The sequence below is a fragment of the Paenarthrobacter sp. YJN-D genome (genome assembly GCF_015040335.1).
In the GTDB taxonomy this organism is placed as follows: domain Bacteria; phylum Actinomycetota; class Actinomycetes; order Actinomycetales; family Micrococcaceae; genus Arthrobacter; species Arthrobacter nicotinovorans.
In genome coordinates this window covers 3,815,172-3,837,660 of the sequence record NZ_CP053549.1, presented here as the reverse complement: position 1 = coordinate 3,837,660, position 22,489 = coordinate 3,815,172, and the positions used below count along the sequence as shown (strand labels likewise).

Annotated in this window: 21 protein-coding genes and 1 riboswitch; of the genes, 13 read left to right on the top strand and 8 right to left on the bottom strand. The window is 64.0% G+C overall.

From position 1 onward, the window contains the following. Positions 1 to 83: 83 nt before the first annotated feature. Complete coding sequence (gene dcd, locus HMI60_RS17790) at positions 84 to 659, top strand: dCTP deaminase (RefSeq protein ID WP_011776299.1); 576 nt, start codon at positions 84 to 86, stop codon at positions 657 to 659. Positions 660 to 1,135: 476 nt separating this feature from the next. Then, the gene (locus HMI60_RS17785; RefSeq protein WP_227453586.1) at positions 1,136 to 1,891 is read left to right on the top strand and encodes an endonuclease domain-containing protein; all 756 of its coding nucleotides are present in this window, start codon (positions 1,136 to 1,138) and stop codon (positions 1,889 to 1,891) included. A gap of 102 nt (positions 1,892 to 1,993) precedes the next feature. Here HMI60_RS17785 and HMI60_RS17780 read toward each other — a convergent pair whose 3' ends face one another. From HMI60_RS17780 to HMI60_RS17770, 3 genes are all read right to left on the bottom strand, one after another. Next, positions 1,994 to 3,193, bottom strand: a complete 1,200-nt coding sequence (locus tag HMI60_RS17780; protein WP_039243100.1) for a cation:proton antiporter — start codon at positions 3,191 to 3,193, stop codon at positions 1,994 to 1,996. 5 nt (positions 3,194 to 3,198) lie between these two features. Continuing rightward, positions 3,199 to 3,681 (bottom strand): cation:proton antiporter regulatory subunit, encoded by a 483-nt coding sequence (locus tag HMI60_RS17775; protein ID WP_018778177.1) that lies wholly within the window; start codon positions 3,679 to 3,681, stop codon positions 3,199 to 3,201. A gap of 65 nt (positions 3,682 to 3,746) precedes the next feature. After that, entirely contained in the window at positions 3,747 to 5,150 is a 1,404-nt protein-coding gene (locus HMI60_RS17770) for an MFS transporter (protein WP_110505170.1), read from the bottom strand. A 199-nt stretch (positions 5,151 to 5,349) separates the two neighbouring features. On the opposite strand from HMI60_RS17770, the gene HMI60_RS17765 reads away from it, so the two are divergent. The 6 genes from HMI60_RS17765 to mnhG are packed head-to-tail and all read left to right on the top strand — an operon-like array spanning position 5,350 to position 11,664. After that, positions 5,350 to 8,385: a Na+/H+ antiporter subunit A gene (locus tag HMI60_RS17765; protein ID WP_193590119.1), complete on the top strand. Its 3,036-nt coding sequence runs from the start codon at positions 5,350 to 5,352 to the stop codon at positions 8,383 to 8,385. After that, a complete protein-coding gene (locus HMI60_RS17760) occupies positions 8,382 to 8,882 on the top strand; it encodes a Na(+)/H(+) antiporter subunit C (protein ID WP_018778180.1) in 501 nt (166 codons plus the stop codon). Before HMI60_RS17765 ends, HMI60_RS17760 begins: the two co-directional genes overlap by 4 nt. Then, entirely contained in the window at positions 8,879 to 10,447 is a 1,569-nt protein-coding gene (locus HMI60_RS17755) for a Na+/H+ antiporter subunit D (protein ID WP_039243098.1), read from the top strand. Before HMI60_RS17760 ends, HMI60_RS17755 begins: the two co-directional genes overlap by 4 nt. Further along, positions 10,444 to 11,010 carry a Na+/H+ antiporter subunit E gene (locus tag HMI60_RS17750; protein ID WP_018778182.1) on the top strand — a complete coding sequence of 189 codons (567 nt, stop codon included), beginning with the start codon at positions 10,444 to 10,446 and terminating at the stop codon, positions 11,008 to 11,010. The genes HMI60_RS17755 and HMI60_RS17750 overlap by 4 nt, the downstream gene beginning before the upstream one ends. Continuing rightward, entirely contained in the window at positions 11,007 to 11,285 is a 279-nt protein-coding gene (locus tag HMI60_RS17745; protein ID WP_018778183.1) for a monovalent cation/H+ antiporter complex subunit F, read from the top strand. The genes HMI60_RS17750 and HMI60_RS17745 overlap by 4 nt, the downstream gene beginning before the upstream one ends. Beyond that, positions 11,275 to 11,664, top strand: coding sequence for a monovalent cation/H(+) antiporter subunit G (gene mnhG, locus HMI60_RS17740; RefSeq protein ID WP_018778184.1), 390 nt, complete (start codon positions 11,275 to 11,277; stop codon positions 11,662 to 11,664). Before HMI60_RS17745 ends, mnhG begins: the two co-directional genes overlap by 11 nt. 80 nt (positions 11,665 to 11,744) lie before the next feature. Here mnhG and HMI60_RS17735 read toward each other — a convergent pair whose 3' ends face one another. Continuing rightward, a complete protein-coding gene (locus HMI60_RS17735; RefSeq protein ID WP_018778185.1) occupies positions 11,745 to 12,005 on the bottom strand; it encodes a DUF4235 domain-containing protein in 261 nt (86 codons plus the stop codon). A 26-nt stretch (positions 12,006 to 12,031) separates the two neighbouring features. After that, entirely contained in the window at positions 12,032 to 12,709 is a 678-nt protein-coding gene (locus HMI60_RS17730; RefSeq protein ID WP_193590118.1) for an NUDIX domain-containing protein, read from the bottom strand. A gap of 300 nt (positions 12,710 to 13,009) precedes the next feature. Beyond that, a riboswitch (TPP riboswitch) is annotated at positions 13,010 to 13,146 on the top strand. A 76-nt stretch (positions 13,147 to 13,222) separates the two neighbouring features. On the opposite strand from HMI60_RS17730, the gene HMI60_RS17725 reads away from it, so the two are divergent. From HMI60_RS17725 to HMI60_RS17715, 3 genes are read left to right on the top strand one after another with little or no spacing between them, the layout of a single operon-like run. After that, the gene (locus tag HMI60_RS17725) at positions 13,223 to 13,843 is read left to right on the top strand and encodes an ECF transporter S component (RefSeq protein ID WP_039243096.1); all 621 of its coding nucleotides are present in this window, start codon (positions 13,223 to 13,225) and stop codon (positions 13,841 to 13,843) included. Next, positions 13,843 to 15,414 (top strand): ABC transporter ATP-binding protein, encoded by a 1,572-nt coding sequence (locus tag HMI60_RS17720; protein WP_193590117.1) that lies wholly within the window; start codon positions 13,843 to 13,845, stop codon positions 15,412 to 15,414. Before HMI60_RS17725 ends, HMI60_RS17720 begins: the two co-directional genes overlap by 1 nt. Next, the gene (locus HMI60_RS17715) at positions 15,411 to 16,205 is read left to right on the top strand and encodes an energy-coupling factor transporter transmembrane protein EcfT (protein WP_018778189.1); all 795 of its coding nucleotides are present in this window, start codon (positions 15,411 to 15,413) and stop codon (positions 16,203 to 16,205) included. The genes HMI60_RS17720 and HMI60_RS17715 overlap by 4 nt, the downstream gene beginning before the upstream one ends. Here the strand turns inward: HMI60_RS17715 and HMI60_RS17710 are convergent. Both HMI60_RS17710 and HMI60_RS17705 read right to left on the bottom strand, forming a co-directional pair. Beyond that, positions 16,202 to 16,801, bottom strand: coding sequence for a GNAT family N-acetyltransferase (locus tag HMI60_RS17710; protein ID WP_018778190.1), 600 nt, complete (start codon positions 16,799 to 16,801; stop codon positions 16,202 to 16,204). The genes HMI60_RS17715 and HMI60_RS17710 overlap by 4 nt on opposite strands. Before the next feature lie 29 nt (positions 16,802 to 16,830). Next, a complete protein-coding gene (locus HMI60_RS17705; RefSeq protein ID WP_193590116.1) occupies positions 16,831 to 18,954 on the bottom strand; it encodes a penicillin acylase family protein in 2,124 nt (707 codons plus the stop codon). Between the two features lie 101 nt (positions 18,955 to 19,055). On the opposite strand from HMI60_RS17705, the gene HMI60_RS17700 reads away from it, so the two are divergent. Both HMI60_RS17700 and HMI60_RS17695 read left to right on the top strand, forming a co-directional pair. Beyond that, the gene (locus HMI60_RS17700) at positions 19,056 to 19,781 is read left to right on the top strand and encodes a siderophore-interacting protein (RefSeq protein WP_193590115.1); all 726 of its coding nucleotides are present in this window, start codon (positions 19,056 to 19,058) and stop codon (positions 19,779 to 19,781) included. Between the two features lie 150 nt (positions 19,782 to 19,931). Then, positions 19,932 to 21,455: a UDP-N-acetylglucosamine 1-carboxyvinyltransferase gene (locus HMI60_RS17695; protein ID WP_018778193.1), complete on the top strand. Its 1,524-nt coding sequence runs from the start codon at positions 19,932 to 19,934 to the stop codon at positions 21,453 to 21,455. A gap of 105 nt (positions 21,456 to 21,560) precedes the next feature. Here HMI60_RS17695 and HMI60_RS17690 read toward each other — a convergent pair whose 3' ends face one another. Next, positions 21,561 to 22,385 carry an endonuclease domain-containing protein gene (locus HMI60_RS17690; RefSeq protein WP_193590114.1) on the bottom strand — a complete coding sequence of 275 codons (825 nt, stop codon included), beginning with the start codon at positions 22,383 to 22,385 and terminating at the stop codon, positions 21,561 to 21,563. Between the last annotated feature and the right edge of the window lie 104 nt (positions 22,386 to 22,489).

Here is a 22,489-nt window from a genome sequence, read left to right as displayed (position 1 = left end):
GGCGCGGCTTTACCTGTCCGGGAACTATAGTCCCATGAGGCTGTCCGGACAATGCGTTCGGTATTTGGGGTATTTTTGATGACGTGCTGATCTCTGACCGCGACATACGTGCCGAAATAGACTCCCAACGGATTGTTCTTGAGCCGTACGACCCCGCGATGGTGCAGCCGTCTTCCGTGGACGTGCGTATCGACCGGTTCTTCCGGCTCTTCGACAACCACAAATACGCGCACATCGATCCCGCCGAGGAGCAGCCCGAGCTGACCAGGCTCGTGGAGGTGGAAGGTGACGAACCCTTCATCCTGCACCCTGGAGAATTCGTCCTGGGTTCGACCTACGAGACCGTCAGCCTGGCCGATGACATTGCCGCACGCCTCGAAGGCAAGTCCTCCCTGGGGCGCCTCGGCTTGCTGACGCACTCGACGGCAGGGTTCATCGATCCGGGATTCTCCGGACACGTGACGCTGGAGCTCTCCAACGTGGCCACGCTCCCCATCAAGCTCTGGCCGGGCATGAAGATTGGCCAGCTGTGCTTCTTCCGCCTCACTTCCTCGGCTGAGCACCCTTACGGCTCCGGCGAATACGGCAACCGCTACCAAGGACAGCGCGGCCCGACCGCCAGCCGCAGCCACCAGAACTTCCACCGGACGTCCATCTAGCCCCTGTTGCGCTGAGGGGTGAGCTTTCGGCTTTTTGGGTGGCTCCCTGTTGCGCTGAGGGGTGAGCTTTCGGCTTTTTGGGTGGCTCCCTGTTGCGCTGAGGGGTGAGCTTTCGGCTCTTTGGGTGGCTCCCTTTTGCGCTGAGGGGTGAGCTTTCGGCTCTTTGGGAGGGGCGTTTTCGGTTGAGATCTTGCTCCTCGGCGCGCGCTGAGTGCGGCACTATTCCTCCACACTGTGGGTAACCGCCCAAAGGACGACCAAGGCATCCCAAGGCGTGCAAACAATGGCTGATGAGGTTGTCTCCGCCGCTTCCGCCCCATCTCCAAGGTCGCTCGTTCACCCTGGCCGAGCAACGTGCGGCCGGCCTTCCGGATCATCGTGCCTGGAACAGCGATCTCCAGGTCGCCAGCAGGGGCATCCGTGTTCCCTGGGGCGAGGAGCAAGACCCCGCACACACCGCGCGGCTCCTGACAGCAGTGAGCGATGGCGCGATTTGCTGCCATGAAACGGCCGCGATGCTGTGGGGGTGCCCGCTGCCGTGGGATCGGCAGCAGGATTTCCTGATTCATCTGACCCGGACGGACGGCGCTTTCAGGCCGCAGCGAAAGGGGGTTCGCGGACATCGGATCGTGCTCGGCGAGTTCGATGTCGCCTTCAAGGACGGCATTCCGCTGACGAGTCCTTCCCGGACATGGCTGGATCTCGCCGCTGTGTTGCCGTTCGAAGACCTGGTGGCAGCGGCCGACCATTTCATCTGCAGCCAGACCAGAAGCTTTGGACACAATCGGATTCCATTCTGCTCAATACAGGATCTGAGGAATCAAGTAGGCAGACATGCGGGCGCACGAGGCATCCGGAAGGCCCGGGCCGCGCTGGAACTTGCGCGCGTCGGCGCAGATTCAGCCCCGGAGACGCGTCTCCGCCTGGCCATCGGCCGCAATTTCCTGCCGGAACCGACGTTGAGTTACGTGGTTTTGGATGCGTGGGGCCGCGAGGTTGCGTGGCCGGATCTCGCCTTTCCGGAATACAAGGTTGCGGTGAATTACGACGGCGTGCATCACCTCAGCGCCGCCCAACAGGAATCCGACTTACGGAGGGAGGCGGCACTCGCTGCAAACGGATGGATCTCTGTCGTCATTACTGCCAGTCATGTCCAAGAGCACGGCTATGACGGAGTTGCCCGTCTTATTCGGGAGGCTCTCATAGAGGGTGGGTGGGCATCGAGGAGGTAGCTCTCGAGGCTTTCCCAGAGGGTTTTGGGGTGGGATGTCGCCCCTCGGTGGGGGTTTTGGGGTGGGATGTCGCCCCCCGGTGGAGGCGAATGGGTGGCGACGTTACGCCGGTGCGCGGTCCGTGGTCCGGGGTGGAGCTTTCGGGGTTCTGCGGATGGCCTTGACTACGGGTTCCACGAAGCGGGCGGCCAACGGACCTACGATGGCCATGATGAGGACGTAGGCCGTGGCCAGTGCGGCGAGTTCTCCAGGAACCGCCCCGGAGGCGACGGCCAAGCCGGCGATGACGATGGAGAACTCACCACGGGCAATAAGCGCAGCGCCCGCACGGAACCGGCCGGGCATCGCGATACCGGCCCTTTTGGCGGCCCAGATCCCCGTGAGCATCTTGGTGGCGGCAGTCAGCACCGCCAGGAGGAGGGCCCAGCCCAGCACAGGGGGAATTGAGGTGGGGTCGGTGTTGAGGCCGAACGCCACAAAGAAGATCGCAGCGAAAAGGTCGCGCAATGGTTCAAGGATGCGGGTGGCATTGTGGGCGGTAGCGCCGGATATGGCGATGCCCAACATGAACGCTCCCACGGCTGCGGATACCTGAAGGGCCGATGCGATTCCGGCCACCAACAGGGCGAGTCCCAGGACATTGAGCAGGAAGACCTCGGAGTTTTCGCTGTGGATAGCCTGCGAGACCCGATGCCCGTGCTTGAGGGCGATCACCAGCACTACCGTGACCACTGCCAGTGCAATCCCCACCGTCTGCAGTCCGCCCAGGAACCCGACGCCGGCAAGGATGGCGGTGAGAATGGGCAGGTAGATGGCCATCGCGAGGTCTTCGAAAACCAGGATGGAAAGCACCACAGGCGTTTCGCGGTTACCGATTCGGCCCAGGTCGGTAATGACCTTCGCGGCGATTCCGGAGGACGAAATGTAGGTAACGCCGCCCATGACGATGGCCCCTACAAGACCCCACCCCAGCAGGACGGCAAGGCCTGCGCCCGGTAAGAAGTTGAGCACGAAGTCCATGACCCCTGCTTGCCAGGACCGGCGAAGGCCGGTCACCAGCTCTGAGGCGGTGTATTCCAAGCCGAGCATAAGCAGCAGCAGGATGACGCCCATCTCGCCTGAGAGATGCGCGAACTCGTGCATGCCATCCAGCTTGACCAAGCCCCCGGCACCGAAGGCCAGGCCACCCACGAGATAGAGGGGAATGGGGGACATGCCGATTTTGCCCGCTAACCGAGCCAGGAGGCCGAGGCAGAACACGACGGCCCCCAGTTCAATGAGGGCTAGTGCGAGCGGATCCATACCGGTCAGCCGTTGCGGAGGATGTCGGCTGCCGAGTCAAGTCCTTCCTGGGTGCCGACCGCTACGAGCAGATCACCGGTGTGAAGTACGACGTCGGGCGCCGGCGAGGGGACGACCTCACCTTCGCGCATGATCGCCACGATGGAGACGCCACTGCGTGTGCGGATTTGGGCCTTGCCCATGGCCTGGTTCACGAATGGAGAATCAGCCGTGATGGAAAACTGTCGTGTGACGATACCGGGGACCTCGCGGTGCGCCTCGGCCAGGCGCATGGCGATGTGCTGTCCGCCCAGGAGGTTCCCCAAGGTCGAGGCTTCATCCGCCGTCAACGGGATGGAGGCCTGGCACGTATCCGGGTCATCCCACGTCGAGACGAAAAGCTCGGTTTCGCCCTCGCGCAGTTCCACCACGCCAATACGGCGGCCGGAGGCCGTCACGAAGTCCTTCCGGATGCCAAGGCCCGGAAGTTCGGTCTCATCCACGTTCATAGCTCCACCCTAAACTCTGTTGAACCGGTCCGGTACGTTGTTGACGCCCAACCGACCCTATGTAGTTAACGCTCTGGTACTACGGCTATTTCCACTTTGGCCGGTGGCTTCACGGGCAGGATCACCAGGAGACCGGCCAGGAGCACAACCATGATCCCGAGGATGCCCCAGCGTTGTGCCTCCCCGGCGGCAACGAGCGGTGAGGCGATGGTGATGCACAGCGTGAACAGGGTGGGGGCGAGGAAACTGACGGCCCTTCCCGTTGTGGCGTACAGGCCGAACAATTCGCCCGATTCTCCGGCCGGGGCAAGCCTGGCAAGGTAGGCCCTGGAAGAGGACTGGGCGGGACCTACGAAAAGGCAGAGCAGAAGCCCGAAGACCCAGAACGTTGCAGAACCGGGCCATGGGTTGCCGAAGAAGACATAGTCTTCGTTGCCGAGGACCAGGATGAAGGTTCCCGCGGTCAGCAGCCCTATCAGGGACAGGATGATGACAGCCTTGGGGCCGATCCTGTCGTCCAGGAAGCCGCCGATCACAGCGCCAACAGCCGCCACTACGTTGCCAAAGATGGCGAAGAAGATGACTTCCTTGAGTTCGAAACCAAAGGTTCCCGCCGCGATGACGCCGCCAAAGGTGAACACGGCGGCCAGCCCGTCGCGGAAGATGGCGCTGGACAGAAGGAAGTAGATGGTGTGCGGACTGGTCTTGTAGATGGCCCCGATACGCCGGATCAGCAATCTGTAGGAGGCGAAGAAGCCCAAGGATGAGGTGTCCTTCTTCACGGATACCTCAGGGACGGCAAACATCACGGGCAGGGCGAAGATAAAGAACCACAGGGCTGAGAAAACGGCGACCAACCGTATGTTGAGCGAGTCCTGGGTGGAGGCTCCGAACCAGTCGAAGGAAGGCTGGACAAAGAGCTGCAGGACCAGCAGAAGCGCCACGATTCCGCCGAGGTAACCCATGCCCCAGCCGAAGCCGCTGACCTTGCCAATGTTCCGGGGTGTTGAGATCTGGGCCAACATGGCGTTGTAGTTCACGCCGGCAAACTCGAAGAACACATTGCCCAGGGCGATCAGGCAGACACCCAGGAGCAGGAATTCCGGCCGCGGGAAGACGAAGAAGCACAGTCCCGTGAGCAGCGCCGTCGCGGCGGTGTTGACTCCAAGCCAGAGTTTCCGCCTGCCCCCGGCGTCGGAACGCTGCCCGGTGACCGGTGCCAGTAACGCGATGGCCAGGCCGGCAATGGCCAGCGCGGCACCCAAAGCGGCAGATGCGGCGTCTTCTCCGCCGAACGCATTGGACGTGAGGTAAACCGTGAAAACAAACGTCGTCATGACCGCGTTAAAGGCAGCCGAACCCCAGTCCCAGGAAGCCCACGCCAGGATTTGCCCCTTTTTTGAGGCGACGGGACCCGTGGCGAGCTCGGATGTCGGGTGGGAGGCTTCGGGAACTGCGGCCGCGTTCATAGTGTGAATGCTATAGGTGCAGGGAACGCTGCGCGCGGATGACAGACCGCGTTGTGAACAACCCCGGGTGAACAGCGGGCGGAGCGGGAAAGTGGCCAAAAACTGTCCTGGCCCCTTGATAAACTAGGTAAACCGAACCCAACGTATGACCGCCTGCTCCAACTTTTGACAATTCGTTCCTGACTTTGCGGAGAAAACAGTGATCACAGTTCTCGCCATCACCTTTGCAGCGGCAACTGTGGCGCCCTTGATCTTCCGCTCACTTGGACGAAATGCGTTCTACGTGCTGGCCGCCGTCCCCGCAGCCGCTTTCGTCTGGTTGGTCCTCCAGTACGGCCCCGTATATTCCGGTGGCGGCATAGAGGAAATCCTGCCGTGGATTCCGAGTCTGCAGCTTGAGCTCGCCTTCCGCATGGATCCCTTGGCGTGGGTCATGTCCCTGCTGATTCTGGGTGTCGGTTCGCTGGTGCTGGTTTACTGTGCCCGCTATTTCAAGAACAAGGATCCTGGACTGGGCGGTTTTGGTGCCCAGCTCCTGGCCTTTGCCGGCGCCATGTTTGGCCTGGTGACCTCCGATGACCTGCTGATGCTGTTCATCTTCTGGGAACTCACCACCATCCTGTCCTACCTGCTCATCGGCTACGCCCGCACCCGTTTGGCAGCCCGCCGGTCAGCCCTTCAAGCGCTGATGGTCACCACCGCTGGTGGCCTGGCGATGCTCGTAGGCCTGATCATCGTGGGCCAGGCTGCAGGCACCTACCGCATTTCCGCCATCCTGAACCAAGCCGGGACGCTCATGAGCGGACCCATGCAGGGCGCCGTGACCACCGCCGTCGTACTGATCCTGGTGGGTGCCATCACCAAATCCGCACTGGTCCCGTTCCACTTCTGGCTCCCCGGCGCGATGGCGGCTCCGACGCCGGTCAGCGCCTACCTGCATGCGGCGGCCATGGTGAAGGCCGGTATCTACATCGTCGCGAGGCTCGCTCCGGGTTTTGCTGCCTCGGAATTCTGGCTGCCGGTGGTGCTGGGACTTGGTTTGGCCACCATGCTTGTTGGCGGCTACCGCGCACTGCGGCAGACCGACATCAAACTCATCCTTGCTTACGGCACCGTCAGCCAGCTCGGTTTCCTGACCATGGTGGTGGGGCTGGGCCGGCCCGACGCCGCGCTGGCCGGGTTGGGGCTGCTGCTGGCGCACGGCCTGTTCAAGGCTGCGTTGTTCCTGGTGGTGGGCATCATCGACCACCAATCCGGAACGCGCGACATCCGCAAGCTCTCCGGCGTCTTCCGCTCGTCCCGCGCCCTGGGCGTGGTTGCAGCGATCGCCGCCGCATCCATGGCCGGTGTTCCTCCGCTGGCAGGTTTCGTCGCGAAAGAGTCGGTCTTCGAAGCGTTCGTTCACTACGGAACCGGCCACGACGCCCCTGCCTGGGGGATCTGGATCCTGGTGGGCCTTGTCATCGGCTCGATCCTCACCTTCGCCTACAGCGCCCGGTTCATGTGGGGAGCCTTCGCCGTCAAGCCCGGCGTGGAGCCCACCCCGTTCAAACCGATCAAGCCCGCCTTCCTCGCCGCCCCCGCCATCCTGAGCCTGCTCACCATCGTGTACGGGCTGTGGCCCGCGCCGGTGGACACCTGGATCCAGCCTTACGCCGCGCTGTTCGCCGGCGGACCGGACGCCGTCGACGCCGGACACCTGGCTTTGTGGCACGGGTTGACGCCTGCTTTGGGCCTGACCGCGGTCACTTTCGTGCTGGGTGCGGCCATGTTCTACGGACGGAACCTCGTTGCCCGCGCCCAGGGCCTGGTGCCCGACTGGGTGGATGGCGATCGCGCGTACCAAAACACCATTGGTGCCTTGGACGATGTGGCCGTCTGGGTCACGGGCCGCACGCAACGTGGTTCGCTGTACTTCTACCTGGCGGTAATCCTGACTGTCGCCTTCGCGGTTCCCTTGACTGCCATGCTCATGGCCAACAAACCGCTGCCTGACGGCATCTACTTCATCGACCCCAACTCACCCCTGCAGCTGGTGGCAGGAGCCGGAATCGTCGTGGGGGCGCTGGCCGCAGTTCGGGCCAACAAGCGCTTCCTCGCCGTGCTCATGGTGTCGGTCACCGGTTACGGCATCGCCCTCATGTTTGCCCTTCAGGGTGCCCCCGATCTGGCTTTGACGCAGATGCTGGTGGAGACCATCGTGCTGGTGGCCTTCGTGCTCGCGATGCGGAGCCTTCCTGCGGAATTGCGTGACAGGACAGGCGGCCGGCTCAGGGTGATCCGCGTGATCATCGGCGCGGCTTTTGGCATCACCATGATCTTCGTTGCCATCTACGCGATGGGGGCCCGCGTTGCTACTCCGGTTTCCCTGGACTTCCCGCGCCTGGCCTACGAAGGCGGCGGTGGATTGAACGTGGTCAACGTGACCCTCGTGGACATCCGTGCCTGGGATACGTTCGGCGAAATCTCGGTCTTGGCGATCGCCGCCACGGGTGTGGCGAGCTTGATCTTTGTCCGGAGCCGCGGTGACCGCATCAAGACCTCCGAGGCCGTACCGGAAGGCAGCGTGGGGCGCCGTACCGGCGTCGAACGTGATTCCCGGGCCGGCGCCACGCTCGCCGTCGCCAAGAAGTTCACGGATGTTACCCGCGACGCCTGGCTCGTGGCGGGCCGTACCCTGGCCCCCGAGCGGCGTTCGATCATTTTCGAAGTCGTCACCAGGCTCATCTTCCACTCGATGATTGTCTTCTCGATCTACCTCCTCCTCGCAGGACACAACCTGCCGGGCGGCGGGTTCGCCGGCGGCCTGACCGCCGGGCTCGCACTGACCATCCGCTACCTGGCCGGCGGACGGTTCGAGTTGAGCGAAGCTGCGACAGTCAGCGCCGGAACACTTTTGGGAACGGGACTTGCGACGGCGGCAGCGTCCGGTTTTGTCCCGTTGTTCCTGGGCGGACAGGTCTTCCAGAGCGCGATCATCGAGTTCTGGCTGCCCGTCTTCGGAGACGTCAAGTTCGTCACGTCCACCATTTTCGATATCGGCGTGTACATCGTGGTGGTGGGATTGGCGTTGGACGTCCTCCGCAGCCTTGGTGCCGAGATCGACGAACATTTTGAAGGCAAGGGCGCGCCCCTCACCGAGGAAGAGGCAGCCGAGCAGGCCGGGGGGTCGCAGGAAGCCGGACTGGCTCAGGAAGCTGCCCAATCCGTCGCGTCCGGGAAAGGTACGGCATGAGCATCAACCTGACCCTGCTGATCGTCATGGGCGTCCTGTACGCCTGCGGAATCTACCTGATCCTGGAACGCAGCCTCACCCGCGTGCTGCTCGGGCTGATGCTGTTGGCCAACGCCACCAACATCCTGATCCTGAGCACCGGAGGGTATGCCGGCCTGGCGCCCTTCTTCACCAAGGAAACCAATCCGGATTCCTACAGTGATCCGCTTCCGCAGGCACTGATCCTGACCTCGATTGTCATTTCGTTCGCGGTCACGGCATTCATGCTCGGCATCATCTACCGCACCTGGGTCCTGGCCCGCCAGGACGAAATCCAGGACGACCTCGAAGACGTCCGCGTGGCAAAGACCCCCAGCTTCGACGCCGAGGACGACGCAATCGTGCCCTTGGAAACCTCGGAGTTCGCGGTCACCCCGTCCAGCACCTCGGACAGGAACCACCCGGAAGCCACAGAAACCCCCAACACTTCATCAACGCAGGAAGGAGGCAGCGCGTGAACCTCGCAAACCTGTCGCCGCTGGCTGTCCTCCTCCCCATCCTGGGCGCCGCGCTGGCGTTCCTCCTGATCCGGCACCAGAGCGCCCAACGGTTGGTCAGCATCGGCATCCTCAGCACCACGTTGCTGCTGGAATGCCTCCTGCTCTTCTCCGTCTGGTCCGGGGGCACAACTTCCGTCACCCTGGGCGGTTGGCTGCCGCCATGGGGTGTGGTCCTGGTGGTGGACCAGTTCTCCTCGCTCATGCTGGTGGTGTCCACAGTGGTGAGCCTGGCGGTTCTGGTCTACGCCACCGGCCAGGGCATGGCCGACGGCGACCACGAAGCTCCCGTGTCGATCTTCCACCCCACGTACCTGATCCTGGTGGCGGGAGTCTCCAACGCCTTCCTTACCGGGGACCTTTTCAACCTCTACGTCGGCTTCGAGATCCTGCTGACAGCAAGCTACGTGCTCATGACCCTCGGCGGGACGGGTCCGCGTATCCGTGCCGGCGTCACGTATGTGGTGGTCTCCGTGGTGTCATCTGTCCTGTTCCTTATCGCCATCGCCATGATTTACGGGGCCACCGGCACCATCACAATGGCGGATCTGGCCATCAAGCTGGCAGAGCTGGACCAAGGTACGCAGAACCTGCTGCATGTGATGCTCCTGGTCGCCTTTGGGATCAAGGCCGCCGTGTTCCCCCTGTCCTTCTGGCTTCCTGACTCCTATCCCACGGCACCGGCCCCCGTCACTGCGGTGTTCGCCGGGTTGCTGACCAAAGTGGGCGTCTACGCCATGGTGCGGACGGAGACCCTGTTGTTCCCGGGGGATACCCTCAACGTTCCCCTGATGGTGGTGGCGCTACTGACCATGGTTGTCGGTATTCTGGGTGCCCTTGCCCAGAGCGACATCAAACGTCTGCTGTCCTTCACGTTGGTCAGCCACATCGGGTACATGGTGTTCGGGCTGGCCATGAGCTCCGTAGCGGGTCTGGGTGCGGCAGTGTTCTACGTTGCCCACCACATCACCGTGCAGACCAGCTTGTTCCTGGTCACCGGACTCATAGAACGCCGGGGAGGCAGCTCCTCCATTGACCGCTTGGGCGGCCTGGCCAAGCTGTCGCCGTTGCTGGCGTTGCTGTTCTTCGTACCGGCCATGAACCTGGCGGGCATTCCTCCGTTCTCAGGCTTCCTTGGGAAGCTGGGTCTTCTGCAGGCCGGCGTGGAGCTCGGAACCCCACTGGCGATCGTGCTGGTAGTGGGCGGCGTGGTCACCAGCCTGCTGACGTTGCTGGCAATAGCCCGTGTGTGGAACAGGGCGTTCTGGCGCAAACCCGAGGATGCCGAATACCCGGATCCCGTGTTGATGACCCCCGGCAACGTCGGAGTACTGCCGCGGACCATGGTGGGTTCCACTGCGGCGCTGGTGGTGTTCGGGGTGGCGCTGACGGTGTTCGCTGGTCCGCTCTTCCAGGTCGCGGACGGTTCCGCGGAGATCATGCTGGACCGCTCGGCCTACATCCACTCGGTACTGGGTGACTCTGTCGAGGTGCCCCCGCTGGCGCAGAATGGCGGTACGAAATGAGCCGCAAGCCGATCTCGTTCCGCACGGAACTGCCGCTGCTCATCTGGCTGGTCATCGTATGGGGTGCGCTGTGGCGTGACTTCAGCCCGGGCAACCTGCTTTTTGGCGCGTTGATCGCCGTGCTGGTGGCCAAGTTCTTCTACCTCCCGCCTGTGGAGCTCAGCGGCAGGTTCAATGTCCTGCGTGCTGTTCCGTTCGCCCTGATGTTCGTCGCGAAAGTGGTGGCAGCGAGCTTCCTGGTGCTGTACCTGGCGGTGGTCAAGGGACCCAAGGTGCGCAGCGCCGTCGTCGCTGTTCCGTTGCGAAGCCACTCGGACCTCATGGTGACGGCTACAGGGCATGTCATCTCGCTGATCCCCGGCTCGCTGGTGGTGGAGGTGGACCGCTCCACCTCCACGCTCTATTTGCACGCGCTGAACATCTACGAAGAAGCGGACATCGACAAGATCCGCCGGGAGACGCAGAACATTGAGGCAGGGCTGATCCGCATCATGGGAACGCGGGAAGAAGTCGAGGCCCTGAAGGCAGAAGCCCGGCCCGGCATGGAAGGGGCAACGCTGTGAAGGAATTTGTTCTGGTGGCCACGGCGGTGATCCTCAGCCTCGCCGCTGCAGGTGCGATCGTGCGCATCGCGATTGGCCCATCTTTGCTTGACCGCGTCCTTGCTTCCGATGTCCTGCTGGCCATCCTTGGTGCTGCCCTCGCCATCGACATGGCCGTGAACCAACACCTCAACAACCTGATGCTGCTGGTGGCCCTCGCGGTGATCGGTTTCATCGGCTCAGTGACGGTTGCCCGGTTCGTGGCCGAGCGAAGGGAGCAAAGCAATGAGTCCTGACGCCACCGGAGTGGACTTGGTCATCGACATGGTGACCGCGGTGTTCCTCATAGTGGGTGCCCTGATGTCCTTGGGTGCCGCGATCGGCTTGCTGAGGTTCCCGGACCTCATGAGCCGCATGCACGCAGCCACCAAGCCGCAGGTGTTGGGCTTGTTCCTGATGCTCGCAGCGATCGGCCTGCAGATGCGTACTTGGTGGGTGTGGCCCGTCCTGCTGGTGGCGTGGATTTTCCAGCTTCTCACCGCGCCGGTGTCCGCCCACATGGTGGGGCGCTCCGCGTACCGGACCAAACACGGGCACCGTGAGAAGCTCACCAAGGACGAACTCGAAGCCGTGGTCCAAAGGGCCGCCGCCGGCCAGGAGCCCTCCGAACCTTAAAGCAACGCGGGGTCACTTATGGCCCATTACCCCCATGGGGATGGGCCATAAGTGACCCCGCGTTGCTTGTTGGGTGATGCTTAGACGATGTCCTGGGACTTCGCGAAGCGGGCAATCGCCCGCTGGGTGCCGCGGCTGGCAAGGACCTGGATCAGCGTGCTCACGAAAGCGGAAATCAGCGCGAAGGTCAGAGCCGAGCGGAGGCTCGTCTCCATGTCATCGTTGCCTGTGGGCGGCTTGTTGCCCGTGGCCTTTTCCCAGCCTTTGTTGACGAGTTTGGTACCGACAAAGCCTGCACCGAGGCTTACCCCGGCGCCCAGCAGCTTGAAAAAGAGGTTCATGCCACCAGCCTAGCTGCACGGCACGGCTACCCGCGGTTTTCCCGCTCCTTGAGAAACGCTGCCAAGGACCCGACCGGAGCCAGAACCGGGACGACCGGGTGCTCGGCGGACCACACTGCCCCTACGGAATCGAGGACAGCGATTTCCTTCAGCAGATAGTAGGTGGGTGGCATCAGCTTCAACTGCCCTGCGGCTTCCGCTTCCAGGATTCCGGACACCGGCATCCACAGCGACTGCCAAGCCTCCGTGGTTTGATGCCGGGGCTGCGCTTCCGGTGCCGGCTTGGCCACATAGAAGTAGGTGTCGAAGCGCTTGGGCATGTCTATGGGCGTGATCCAGTTGGCCCAGGGGCGCAGGTCTCCGGGCTCGATGCCCAGCCCGGCTTCTTCCTGGACTTCGCGGATTGCTGCCGTGAGCACCATTCCCGCGTTCCTCTCCGCCAACGCTGTGTCCGCGGAAATCGAACTCTGCGCCCAGGACAACGCATGGCTGCGCAGCAGTTCCCCGGGGTAGTCCCAGCCGGACTGATCCACAGCGTCCACCCGGCCGCCCGGAAAGACCACCATTCCTGCCGCGAAGTCCATGGTGCTGACTCTGTGCTGGACAAATGCCTCTAGCCCCGAGGGGGCGTCGCGGAGCAGAATCACGCTGGCAGCGAGGCGTGGCTCGGCCACGGGTGCGTGGGAGCCTGGAAGATCCGTCATCAGGCCATTCTTGCAGGTGCGTTGTGGGGCCTGGTGTGCGTGTTTAGGCGCGGGGATGGGGTGCAGAGTGGGCCTCGCAACGCACCCTCGTTGCGTTGTGGGGCCTGGTGTGCGTGTTTAGGCGCGGGGATGGGGCGCAGAGTGGGCCTCGCAACGCACCCTCGTTGCGTTGTGGGGCCTGCTGTGCGTGCTTAGGTGTGGGGATGGGGTGCAGAGCGGGCCTCGCAACAGGATTGTGACCGCGGCCCAGAGCCGGCCGTACGCGGAGGTGTAAACTGAACCCGCCCATCAGGGCAGATTTGATAACGACAGGGGAGCGCCGCCGTCGGACCTTGCAGCGATGCAGGAGACGCGAGGGCGCTGAGAGTGCGGACAGCCGCAGACCCTCGAACCTGATCCGGTTAGTACCGGCGCAAGGGAGTCGAGCTTCTCAGAGTGTCCGGAGCCGGACGGCGCAAGCCAGGCGGATTCCGGGGAGCACTTTCCCCTCCTGTAACCTCAGGAGGCAGAAAAATGACCACGGTAAACGTGAAGAAGACCAGTTATAGCTGGCGTGTTGTAGACATCGTGGTGGCGGCCCTCATCGCCATCGCCGGCGGCGTGATTTTCTGGGCCTGGTCCCAGGGCGCGGCACTGGTATCCATCCCCATGAATGCGGCGTACCCGCCCCTTACCGGCCTGATCGCCGGTGGCTGGATGATCCCCGCAGTCCTGGGCATGCTCATTATCCGAAAGCCCGGCGCAGCTCTTTTCTGCGAGGCCGTCGCAGCCACGGGTGAGCTCATCATGGGTTCGCAGTACGGCACCACGGTGCTCATCTCCGGCGTCCTGCAGGGCCTTGGCGCCGAGCTGATCTTCGCCGCGTTCCGCTACAAGAAGTTCAACCTGCCCACCGCACTCCTCGCGGGCGCAGGCGCGGGCCTCTTCTGCGGTCTGAACGACTCCTTCCTGCCCTGGGGCTGGAATATCGCCTACGAGGCCATCGACAAACTGACGTACATCACCTTCACCACCATCTCAGGTGCAGTGATCGCCGGCGGCCTGTCCTGGATCGCCACCCGCGGTCTGGCCACGACGGGTGTCCTGAGTTCCTTCGCGTCGCGGAAGGCCGCTTCGGAGCCAGTCTTCAACTGATGTCTGCCACACACAGCGGCACGGTCCGGCCTGCCGCCATCTCCGCCGAGGGGTGGGGATGGCGGCATGCCGGCCGGGCCCAGCCTGCCATCCAGGGCCTTGACCTCCGCATTGAACCGGGGGAACGCGTCCTGTTGCTGGGCCCTTCGGGGGCCGGCAAGTCCACGCTCCTGCACGCCCTCGCCGGGGTGCTGGGTGACGAGGAAGACGACTCTGATGAGACCGGTTCGCTGCTGATCGACGGCGTCACTTCCCGCGAGCAGCGTGGCCGCGCCGGGCTGATGCAGCAGGATCCCGAAACGCAGGTGGTTCTCTCCCGGGTGGGCGACGACGTTGCCTTCGGCGCGGAGAACCTTGCCGTGCCGCGCGAGGAGATCTGGTCCCGGGTGCATGAAGCGCTCGACGACGTCGGCTTGCGTACCGCATCAGGCGGCGGTTTGGCATTGGACCACCCGACGGCGGCACTTTCCGGGGGACAGAAGCAGCGCCTCGCGCTGGCCGGCATTTTGGCGATGCGGCCAGGCTTGATCCTGCTGGACGAACCCACGGCCAACCTCGATCCTGCAGGGGTCCTCGAGGTCCGCGACGCCGTGGCCCGCTGCCTGGACAAGACCGGCGCCACGCTGGTGGTGGTGGAGCACAGGGTGTCCGTGTGGAAGGACCTGGTGGACAGGATAGTGGTCCTGCAGCCCGGTACCGCAGGCCCGCAATCAGGCACCCCGGGAGTCCTCCTGGATGGTCCGCCGGAGCAGGTCCTCACCCAGGCGCGCTCCATGCTGATGGCGGCGGGCGTATGGGTTCCCGGCTACGTTCCCGCCACAAGGGCGCGTGCCCGGACGTCCGGGACAAACGAACTCCTCCTCGCAGCGCAGGACCTGGCCGTGTCCCGGGAAAAGCCCAGGCGGAAGCGCTTCCGAACCATCCCTCCGGTTCCGGTGCAGAGGGACATCACCGCCCAGGTCCGTGCTGGCCAGGCGTTGACCATTACCGGGCCCAATGGTGCCGGGAAGTCCACTTTTGCGCTGACGTTGGCCGGCCTTCTGGCGCCGGTGGACGGCATGGTGAGCGCCGGCGTCGACCTTTCGGAGGGGGCGGGCATCGACCCGTACAAATGGAAGGCCGATCAGCTCATCTCCAGGATCGGCACGGTCTTCCAGGAGCCGGAGCACCAGTTCGTCACGGGCAAGGTCCTGGATGAGCTCATGTTCGGCCCCAGGCACCTGGGCCACGGCGGGGAACGCGTGGACGAATTGGTGGAGCGGCTGAGGCTCTCCCATCTGGTGGACGCCAATCCCTACACACTGTCCGGCGGTGAGAAGCGCAGGCTTTCAGTGGCTACGGTGTTGGCGGCGCACCCGAAGGTACTCGTCCTCGATGAGCCCACCTTCGGACAGGACGCCAACACCTGGGCCGAACTGGCCTCGTTCCTCTCGGAGTTGCTGGACGCCGGTACCGCCGTGGTTTCCGTGACCCACGACCAGGAATTCAGTGCCGTACTGGGCGGGACGGAACTGCGGCTCGGGCCGGTGTCCCAAGGTGAGACGGCCCCCCAGGAAGCGGGTGCGGCATGAGGGACGCACTGAACCTGCGCGGCAACCACGCGCTCTTGACCCGGGCAAACCCGTTGGCGAAGTTCGTGGCCGTCTTCCTTATCTCCCTGGTGCTGGCCCTGTCCATCGACTGGGTTTCCGCGTCCACGGCTCTCCTCGCGGAATTGGCGCTCTTCCCCTTGGCCGGCCTCACCCTCCGCCTTCTCTGGCAGCGCGCCTGGCCGCTGATCATTGCGGCGGCGATCGGTGGCTGGAGTACCGCGATTGTCGCCGCTGACAGCGGCGCAGTACTGCTCGACGTCGGACTCTGGTCCATCAGCGAAGGTTCCCTTGAGCTGGGGCTCGGCTTCATGCTGCGCGGTTTGGCGATCGCCCTCCCCGCGATCCTGCTGATGTCCTGCACCGACCCGACGGACCTGGCGGACGCACTTGCGCAGAAGGCAAAGCTGCCGCACCGATTTGTCCTCGGTTCCCTTGCCGCCATGCGGCTGGTGGGCCTCATGGCGGAGGAGTGGCAGACCATCGGCATGGCCCGGCGCGCCCGCGGTGTCGGCTCGCAGGGAAGCCCGATCCAGCGCCTCAAAGCGACGCTCGGACAGAGCTTCGGGCTGCTGGTCCAGGCCGTCCGGCGGGCTTCGCGGTTGGCCGTGACCATGGAAGCCCGCGGTTTCGGCGGGGGACAACGGACGTGGGCGCGTGAGTCCACGTACTCGCTGATGGACGTCTGGGTGGTACTTGGCGGCGTGGCCATAGCCGGAGGCGCCGTCCTCACGGCTTTGGGCGCCGGAACGTGGAGCTTCGTGTGGCGTTAGCGGGCCGGTAGCTCCTGGATTTCGTCGAAATCTGCGCGGGTGAGGAAGCCGAGCTGGGCCTCCTTCTCCTCGAGCTGGATGATCGGGCCGAGTTCGAAGCACGTCGCTTCAAGCCGGCGCAGGGCTTTGGCGTTGCGTGAGTCTGGCTCCACGATGATCCGGTCCTTGCCCGGGAGCGAGAACATGTACCTGATAAGGGAGGTGCCGAGCCTGGGGGTGAAGTGCGGAATGGGGCGCGTTGCCGGTGCCAGCAGCAGATGCATCCCGATGTCCGCCTCGCGGGCGGGGTAGGCCTCGCCCACGGGATCGTGCAGTGGTTCGTATGTCTGGAACAGGGCCAGGGGCTCGCCGTCGAGGAGGGCCAGGAAAGCGTGGTGCGTGTCCAGTGAGTCAAGGAATCCGTAGATTTCCAGCACTTCCTCTTGGGACTTCTCCGTCATGCCCCAGAACCTGGCGCGGGGTTGCTTGACCCATTCGAAGATGAGCCCGATGTCTTCGCTGGGGACCAGCGGGACAAGGCGCAATTCACCCCAGCCTTCGAGGTTCTCGGAGTAGACGGTGGTGCGGACGGAGAAGTCCTGGGTGGCGGTGCTCATGTGTTCCTTCGGTAGGCGGGTGTCTGGTGTCAGTTCGGGTCTTTGGCCAGGGCGGACCAGTCCGTGGTTACAGGGGCCATCCGGCCTTCGCTCCAGAGCGGGAGCTGGTCCGCGAAGTGGCTGTGGCCGGGCGATCCGGCGGCGCCGAAAGGCACAATCCACCGGCTGTTCTCCCGGCAGTCCAGGTCCCAGACGTAACGGGCCACAGGTCCGCGGAAGCTTCGGTCGTCCACTCCAGGGAGGCTTTCGGTGCTCAGCACGCAGCCGGTGTCTCCACTGAGGGCGGCCGTGGGCGCCGCAGCGGCAAGGGTTTCGGGGAGCACATGGACTGCCAGCAGCGTGTGCCGGTCACCCCAGGACGCGCCGTCCAGCAACGTTTCTTCCAATGCTGTGGCTTCCAACGCCGCCGCTGCCTCCACGGAGACGGCGATGCCAAGTTCGGAGCCGCGGGCCAGCAGGGTCTCCAGTGCGAAGCCGATGCGCGATGCCACGGACAACCACGGGCCAAACAAGGGGGAATAGCCGCTCGGGGTGTTCAGGGGAGCAAGAGCGGCGTGACGTTCGAGGCGCTGGACCAATGCACCGCGCCAGGCAGCGAAAACGGCCGCGGGATGGCTGCCGGCGTCCATCCGGCCATCCCACGCCAGTAGCTGCAGTCTCAGTTCCTTCGCCTCGTCGGACAGCCCGGTTGTCTCCAGTGCAGCCAGAATCTTCCGGAAGAACGGCCACGGACCGAGCAACGTGTCGGTATGGATTCCCTGCATGGTGTCGCCGGACAGCGTCCCTGCCGGCGCGGACTCCAGCAATTGTTGGATGCGCAGCGCCCGGTATGAGGGGGCGAATTCCATAGCCACGGCGTCCCCGCCACCGGCTGCCCGATCGTTCGCGCTGACGGCAAACTGCCGGACCTCGGTGCGGGGCAGCGCAACATAAGGTCCTTCCCAGGCATGGCGTGGTGACAAGGCCGGTGTGGGCAGCCGACGGTTCGCCGGGTTGCGCTGCGGAACCAGTCCGGCGACGAAATGCCTCACGGCCCCGGATGAATCCGCCGCCACCACACTGTTGACGGGCTCCACCCAGGCATCGAATGCAGCTTCAACGTCAGCGACGCTCCGGCTCCTCAACAGCGGCAGGAGGGCCTCAAAACCCAGCCGCCCCTCAACCCGCGCGGGAAAACGCAGGCTCAGCGCACCGCCGTCGGGCATTTCCGAAATGACGGGGCCGCGGGCAGTCTCGATCACCTCAACGGTCACCGCGTCGCCACCGCGGACGCTGATGGTCTCGGTACTGACGACGGCGGGTTCCCAACCTTCCGCTCCGTGCGCCTCGATGCGTTCGCCATTGCTGTCGGTGATCCGGCGGAGTTCCTCCACGTAGAGGTCCTGGTAGTCGGCCATCGCATTCGTGACGGCCCAAGCGGTGTGGCCCGTGTGGGCGAAGTGCGGCAGGCCCGGAACTCCGGGGAATGCGAAGCCCACGACGTCGAATTCGGGGCAGGCCAGCCGCACTTGCTGGTACACGCCGGGCAGTTCCAGAAGGCGGTGCGGGTCTCCGGCGATCAAGGGCAGGCCGCTCGCAGTCGTGGAACCGTGGGCGGCCCAGGCGTTGCTGCCGGACCAGACTGGAGCTTCGATGCTGAACAGGTCCACTGCATCTTCCCCGAGCGTCCGCGCGACGTGGGCGCGGAACAACTTGTTGGGAAAGGTGGAGAAGAGGATGTGGTGCACCAGGAAGACTCCCAGCGGTGTCCACGGAAGCCAGGGCTCAGGGGCGCAGCGGGCTTCGTCGAACTCGGGACCGCCACGAAGGCCGTCGGCCAGGGCCTGGTTGATGCCGGCAACGTACTGTCCGCACCAGCGTTGCGTTTCGTGGGGGAGTTTGTCGAAGCAGCGGAGCGCGGTGTCATTGAGCCGGGCCTGCCGGGCGAACCGGTCCCAGACCACGGCGTCGGGCCCCAGCACTTCGGCGACTCGGCCTTCTGAACGCCAGCGCTCCAGTTCGATCTGCCAGGACCGGTCCGTCGCGGCGTTCCGGCCTTGGAGGAAGGCGAGTTCGTCCGCCGAGTCAGCCCACAGGTGCGGGATTCCCCAGGTGTCGCGGTAGGTTCCGGTGCCGCCTGCCGGGGCGGATTGTTGCGTCGGGGCAGGCGTCATGAGTCAGGCCGCTTTCGAGCTTAGGTTAGGCTTACTTAAGTTCAAGATAAATGGCTTTGGCCCCGGGCACAAATCGTGGGCCATTCGTGAAGGAGTGCTGCTTGAAGCGCAATTGGGAAGGTGTCGTCCTGAAAGTCATGGGCGCCAAGGATTTCACCCTGCAGGTCACCGCCCGGGAAGAAATCACCCCCGACTTCCTTCGCGTGCACGTGCGCGACGGCGGGCTCCTCAAGGCCAGCGGCCTGCACCCGACCATGTGGATCCGCCTCTGGTTCAACGACTCCGGCAAGGCCCACCAGCGCGCCTACACCCTGGTCAACGCGGATCCGGAGGCCGGTACGTTCAGCATGGACTTCGCCATGCACCGCGGGGTGGCAGCTGATTGGGCCCGCACCGTCCAGGCCGGCGACACCATCGACGCCACAGTCCAAGGCAGCTCCTTCGCGTTCCCGCAGCCCGCGCCGCGCCGCATCTGGGTGGTCGGCGATCCTGCCTCACTTCCGGCCATCAACTCGCTCCTGGACGCGCGGGGACCGCACGGCACACCGGTCACCGCCTGGCTCGAATACCAGCACGACGCCGACACCACGCTCGCCGTCCGGACGTCCGGCGACGACGTCGTCACCTGGATTCCGCGCAAACGCGACGGCGCCTCACTGGTTGAGGAAGTCTGCGCGGGGCTGGCACCACAGGCCGTGTCAGCGACGGATGACTTCTTCTGGGTCGCATGCGAGGCATCCAGCACCCGTGCCATCGTGAAGCACCTGAAGAAGGAACTCGGGGTGGATAAGCATCGGATTGACGCTTTGGGGTACTGGCGGGCATAGGGAACTGAACCCACCGCCGCAGTGAGCGGCCCCGATGAGGCGAGTGCCGCCGTCGGGCTATATATCGCACAATACGGGTAGGGTGTGACGTTTGCCGCCTAAACGGTGTTTTGCTAGCCACTTCTAACTCACTTGTGATATTTCTTGGTTATGACGCAACCGACCGCAGAACACGTAGGCCTCCTGCTCCGCAACGCCCGCGGCGAAAAGGGCTGGACGCAGGGGCAGCTGGCTACTGAGCTGGGAACCAGCCAGAGCGCTATCGCCCGGATGGAACAGGGCAAGCAGAACCTGAGCCTCCGGATGATCGAACGCCTCGAAGCGATCTTCGGCCGTTCCATCGTCAAGGTGGGTAAACCCCAAATGACCCACCTGCGGGTGGAAGGCGGCCGTACGCTCTCCGGAGAGGTGGACGTCAACAGCAGCAAGAACGCCGGTGTGGCCCTGCTGTGCGCGAGCCTGATCAACCGCGGCACCACCACGCTGCGCCGCCTGGCACGCATCGAAGAGGTCAACAGGATCGTCGAAGTGCTGACATCCATCGGCGTGGAATGCACCTGGCTTAACGGAAGCGATCTGCGCATCCGCAGGCCCGAGGTCCTTGACCTCGAATCAATGGATGTGGACGCCGCCCGCCGGACCCGCAGCGTGATCATGCTGCTGGGACCGCTCCTTGACGAGACCAGTGAATACCTTCTTCCCTACGCCGGCGGATGCGATCTCGGAACCCGCACCGTTGAGCCCCACATGCAGGCGCTGCGCCAGTTCGGCCTCGAGGTTGAGGCGAAGTCCGGTTTCTACTCCGTCACGGCGCCCGCCGCCGACGGACACCACCGTTCGTTCGTGCTGACCGAACGCGGCGACACCGTCACGGAGAACGCCATCATGGCAGCCGCGCACCGCGAAGGCACCACGGTCATCCGCAACGCCAGCCCCAACTACATGGTCCAGGACCTCTGCTTCTATCTGCAGGGCCTTGGCGTGGATATCCAGGGTGTGGGCACCACCACGTTGAAGATCACCGGGCGGCCGGCCATCGACGTGGACATTGAATACTTCCCGTCCGAAGATCCCATCGAGGCCATGAGCCTGATCACTGCCGGAATCGTGACCAACTCGGAAGTCACCATCCGCCGGGTTCCCATCGAGTTCATGGAGATCGAGCTGGCCACACTGGAGCAGATGGGCCAGAAGCTCGAGATCTCCGGCGAATACATGGCCCGCAACGGCCGCACGCGCCTGGTGGACGTGACAACCAAGCCCTCGGAGCTGCATGCGCCGCAGGACAAGATCCACCCCATGCCATTCCCGGGCCTGAACATCGACAACCTGCCCTTCTTCGCCGTGATTGCCGGCAACGCCGAAGGACAGACCATGATCCATGACTGGGTCTACGAAAACCGGGCCATCTACCTGACAGAACTCAACAAACTCGGCGCCCAGGTTCAGCTCCTGGACCCCCACCGGATCTACGTCAACGGACCAACCAAGTGGCGAGCCGCAGAAGTCGGCTGCCCTCCGGCCCTGCGCCCCGCCGCCTGCCTTCTCCTGGCGATGCTTGCGGCCAGGGGTACTTCCGAGCTGCGCAACATCTACGTGATTGAGCGAGGTTACGAGGACCTGGCCGAGCGGCTGAACACCATCGGCGCGAAGGTGGAGTACTTCCAGGACTGATGCTGACGTATTTTTGCTGGATCATCGGCGCTCGCAGCAACGGGAAAGCCCGGAATTACGGGCGTTCCGGCTGCTGCTTCGGGCGATGATCCAGCAAATACGCTGTCACCGCCTACCCCGCGGCCTTCCGAGCCCAAGGCACGCCCGGATCTGGCCCAAGACCAGCTCCGGCGAGTTCCAGATGTGCTCGGGGGCGAAGCTCAGGACGCGGTAACCCATTGCCTGCGCCGCGTTCAACCTGCCCATGTCCTTTCTCCAGGCCTCCCGTGAACTGTGGAACTGATAGCCATTGACCTCCACAATCAGCCAGCCGTCAATCAGGGTGTCCACCCGGCCCACTCCTGGGATTTGGACCTGCCGTTCAAAGGAGAGTCCCGCCGCCTCAAAAAGCAGGCGGGCACTGATCTCCGGGACGGATTCAGACAAACCGTCGGCCTTGCGCAGTCGTTTCCTCGCATTCCCGAAGTAGTTGGCCCGCAGCTCGCCCTCCAGGACGTCACGGGGAACTCCACGGTTTTTCATAGCGGACTGGGCCACGGCAATGGCGTCAACGTCCGGCAGGCACGTGAGAGCGTGAATGACAGTGTCTTCCAGCGATGCAACTGGAACGTAGGACGCCGAGCCCAGCCTGAGACCTCCGTGCCGGATAAACCCCCGGCCTCTGTTGTGCTTGGTTGCCAGATGCAGTCTTCCCGGTTTGTCTTTAAGCCAGAGGCCATAGCGGACAGCTGCGCTTGCGCATGTCAGAAGTCCGTTGTTTACGAGGGCAGAGACAAACTCCGTATCTGCGGAGGGCAGAGCCCATATGCCGTGCCGCGGTTGATAGGCCCCCTCGAGCTTCCTTAGGTCCGCCGGGGTGTGCCCGTGGGCCTTAAGCAGCCCTACCTTGGCTACTCCACCTACTGACGACAAGAATTCGAATGCGTTCATGCCTTCAGTCAGCCACGGACTGGTCCCTGCCCAGCCCGGAAACTTCGCGTATGTGGACAAATCTGCTGGATCATCGGCCCCGGCCAGCTTGCTTGGCCGGCTAA

Excerpts from the sequence above, each read along its gene's own strand:
- HMI60_RS17780 (WP_039243100.1), bottom strand. The coding sequence starts at position 3,193 with ATGGATCCGCTCGCACTAGCCCTCATTGAACTGGGGGCCGTCGTGTTC.
- HMI60_RS17775 (WP_018778177.1), bottom strand. The coding sequence starts at position 3,681 with ATGAACGTGGATGAGACCGAACTTCCGGGCCTTGGCATCCGGAAGGAC.
- HMI60_RS17770 (WP_110505170.1), bottom strand. The coding sequence starts at position 5,150 with ATGAACGCGGCCGCAGTTCCCGAAGCCTCCCACCCGACATCCGAGCTC.
- HMI60_RS17760 (WP_018778180.1), top strand. The coding sequence starts at position 8,382 with ATGAGCATCAACCTGACCCTGCTGATCGTCATGGGCGTCCTGTACGCC.
- HMI60_RS17750 (WP_018778182.1), top strand. The coding sequence starts at position 10,444 with ATGAGCCGCAAGCCGATCTCGTTCCGCACGGAACTGCCGCTGCTCATC.
- mnhG (WP_018778184.1), top strand. The coding sequence starts at position 11,275 with ATGAGTCCTGACGCCACCGGAGTGGACTTGGTCATCGACATGGTGACC.
- HMI60_RS17735 (WP_018778185.1), bottom strand. The coding sequence starts at position 12,005 with ATGAACCTCTTTTTCAAGCTGCTGGGCGCCGGGGTAAGCCTCGGTGCA.
- HMI60_RS17730 (WP_193590118.1), bottom strand. The coding sequence starts at position 12,709 with ATGACGGATCTTCCAGGCTCCCACGCACCCGTGGCCGAGCCACGCCTC.
- HMI60_RS17725 (WP_039243096.1), top strand. The coding sequence starts at position 13,223 with ATGACCACGGTAAACGTGAAGAAGACCAGTTATAGCTGGCGTGTTGTA.
- HMI60_RS17720 (WP_193590117.1), top strand. The coding sequence starts at position 13,843 with ATGTCTGCCACACACAGCGGCACGGTCCGGCCTGCCGCCATCTCCGCC.
- HMI60_RS17715 (WP_018778189.1), top strand. The coding sequence starts at position 15,411 with ATGAGGGACGCACTGAACCTGCGCGGCAACCACGCGCTCTTGACCCGG.
- HMI60_RS17710 (WP_018778190.1), bottom strand. The coding sequence starts at position 16,801 with ATGAGCACCGCCACCCAGGACTTCTCCGTCCGCACCACCGTCTACTCC.
- HMI60_RS17705 (WP_193590116.1), bottom strand. The coding sequence starts at position 18,954 with ATGACGCCTGCCCCGACGCAACAATCCGCCCCGGCAGGCGGCACCGGA.
- HMI60_RS17695 (WP_018778193.1), top strand. The coding sequence starts at position 19,932 with ATGACGCAACCGACCGCAGAACACGTAGGCCTCCTGCTCCGCAACGCC.
- HMI60_RS17690 (WP_193590114.1), bottom strand. The coding sequence starts at position 22,385 with ATGAACGCATTCGAATTCTTGTCGTCAGTAGGTGGAGTAGCCAAGGTA.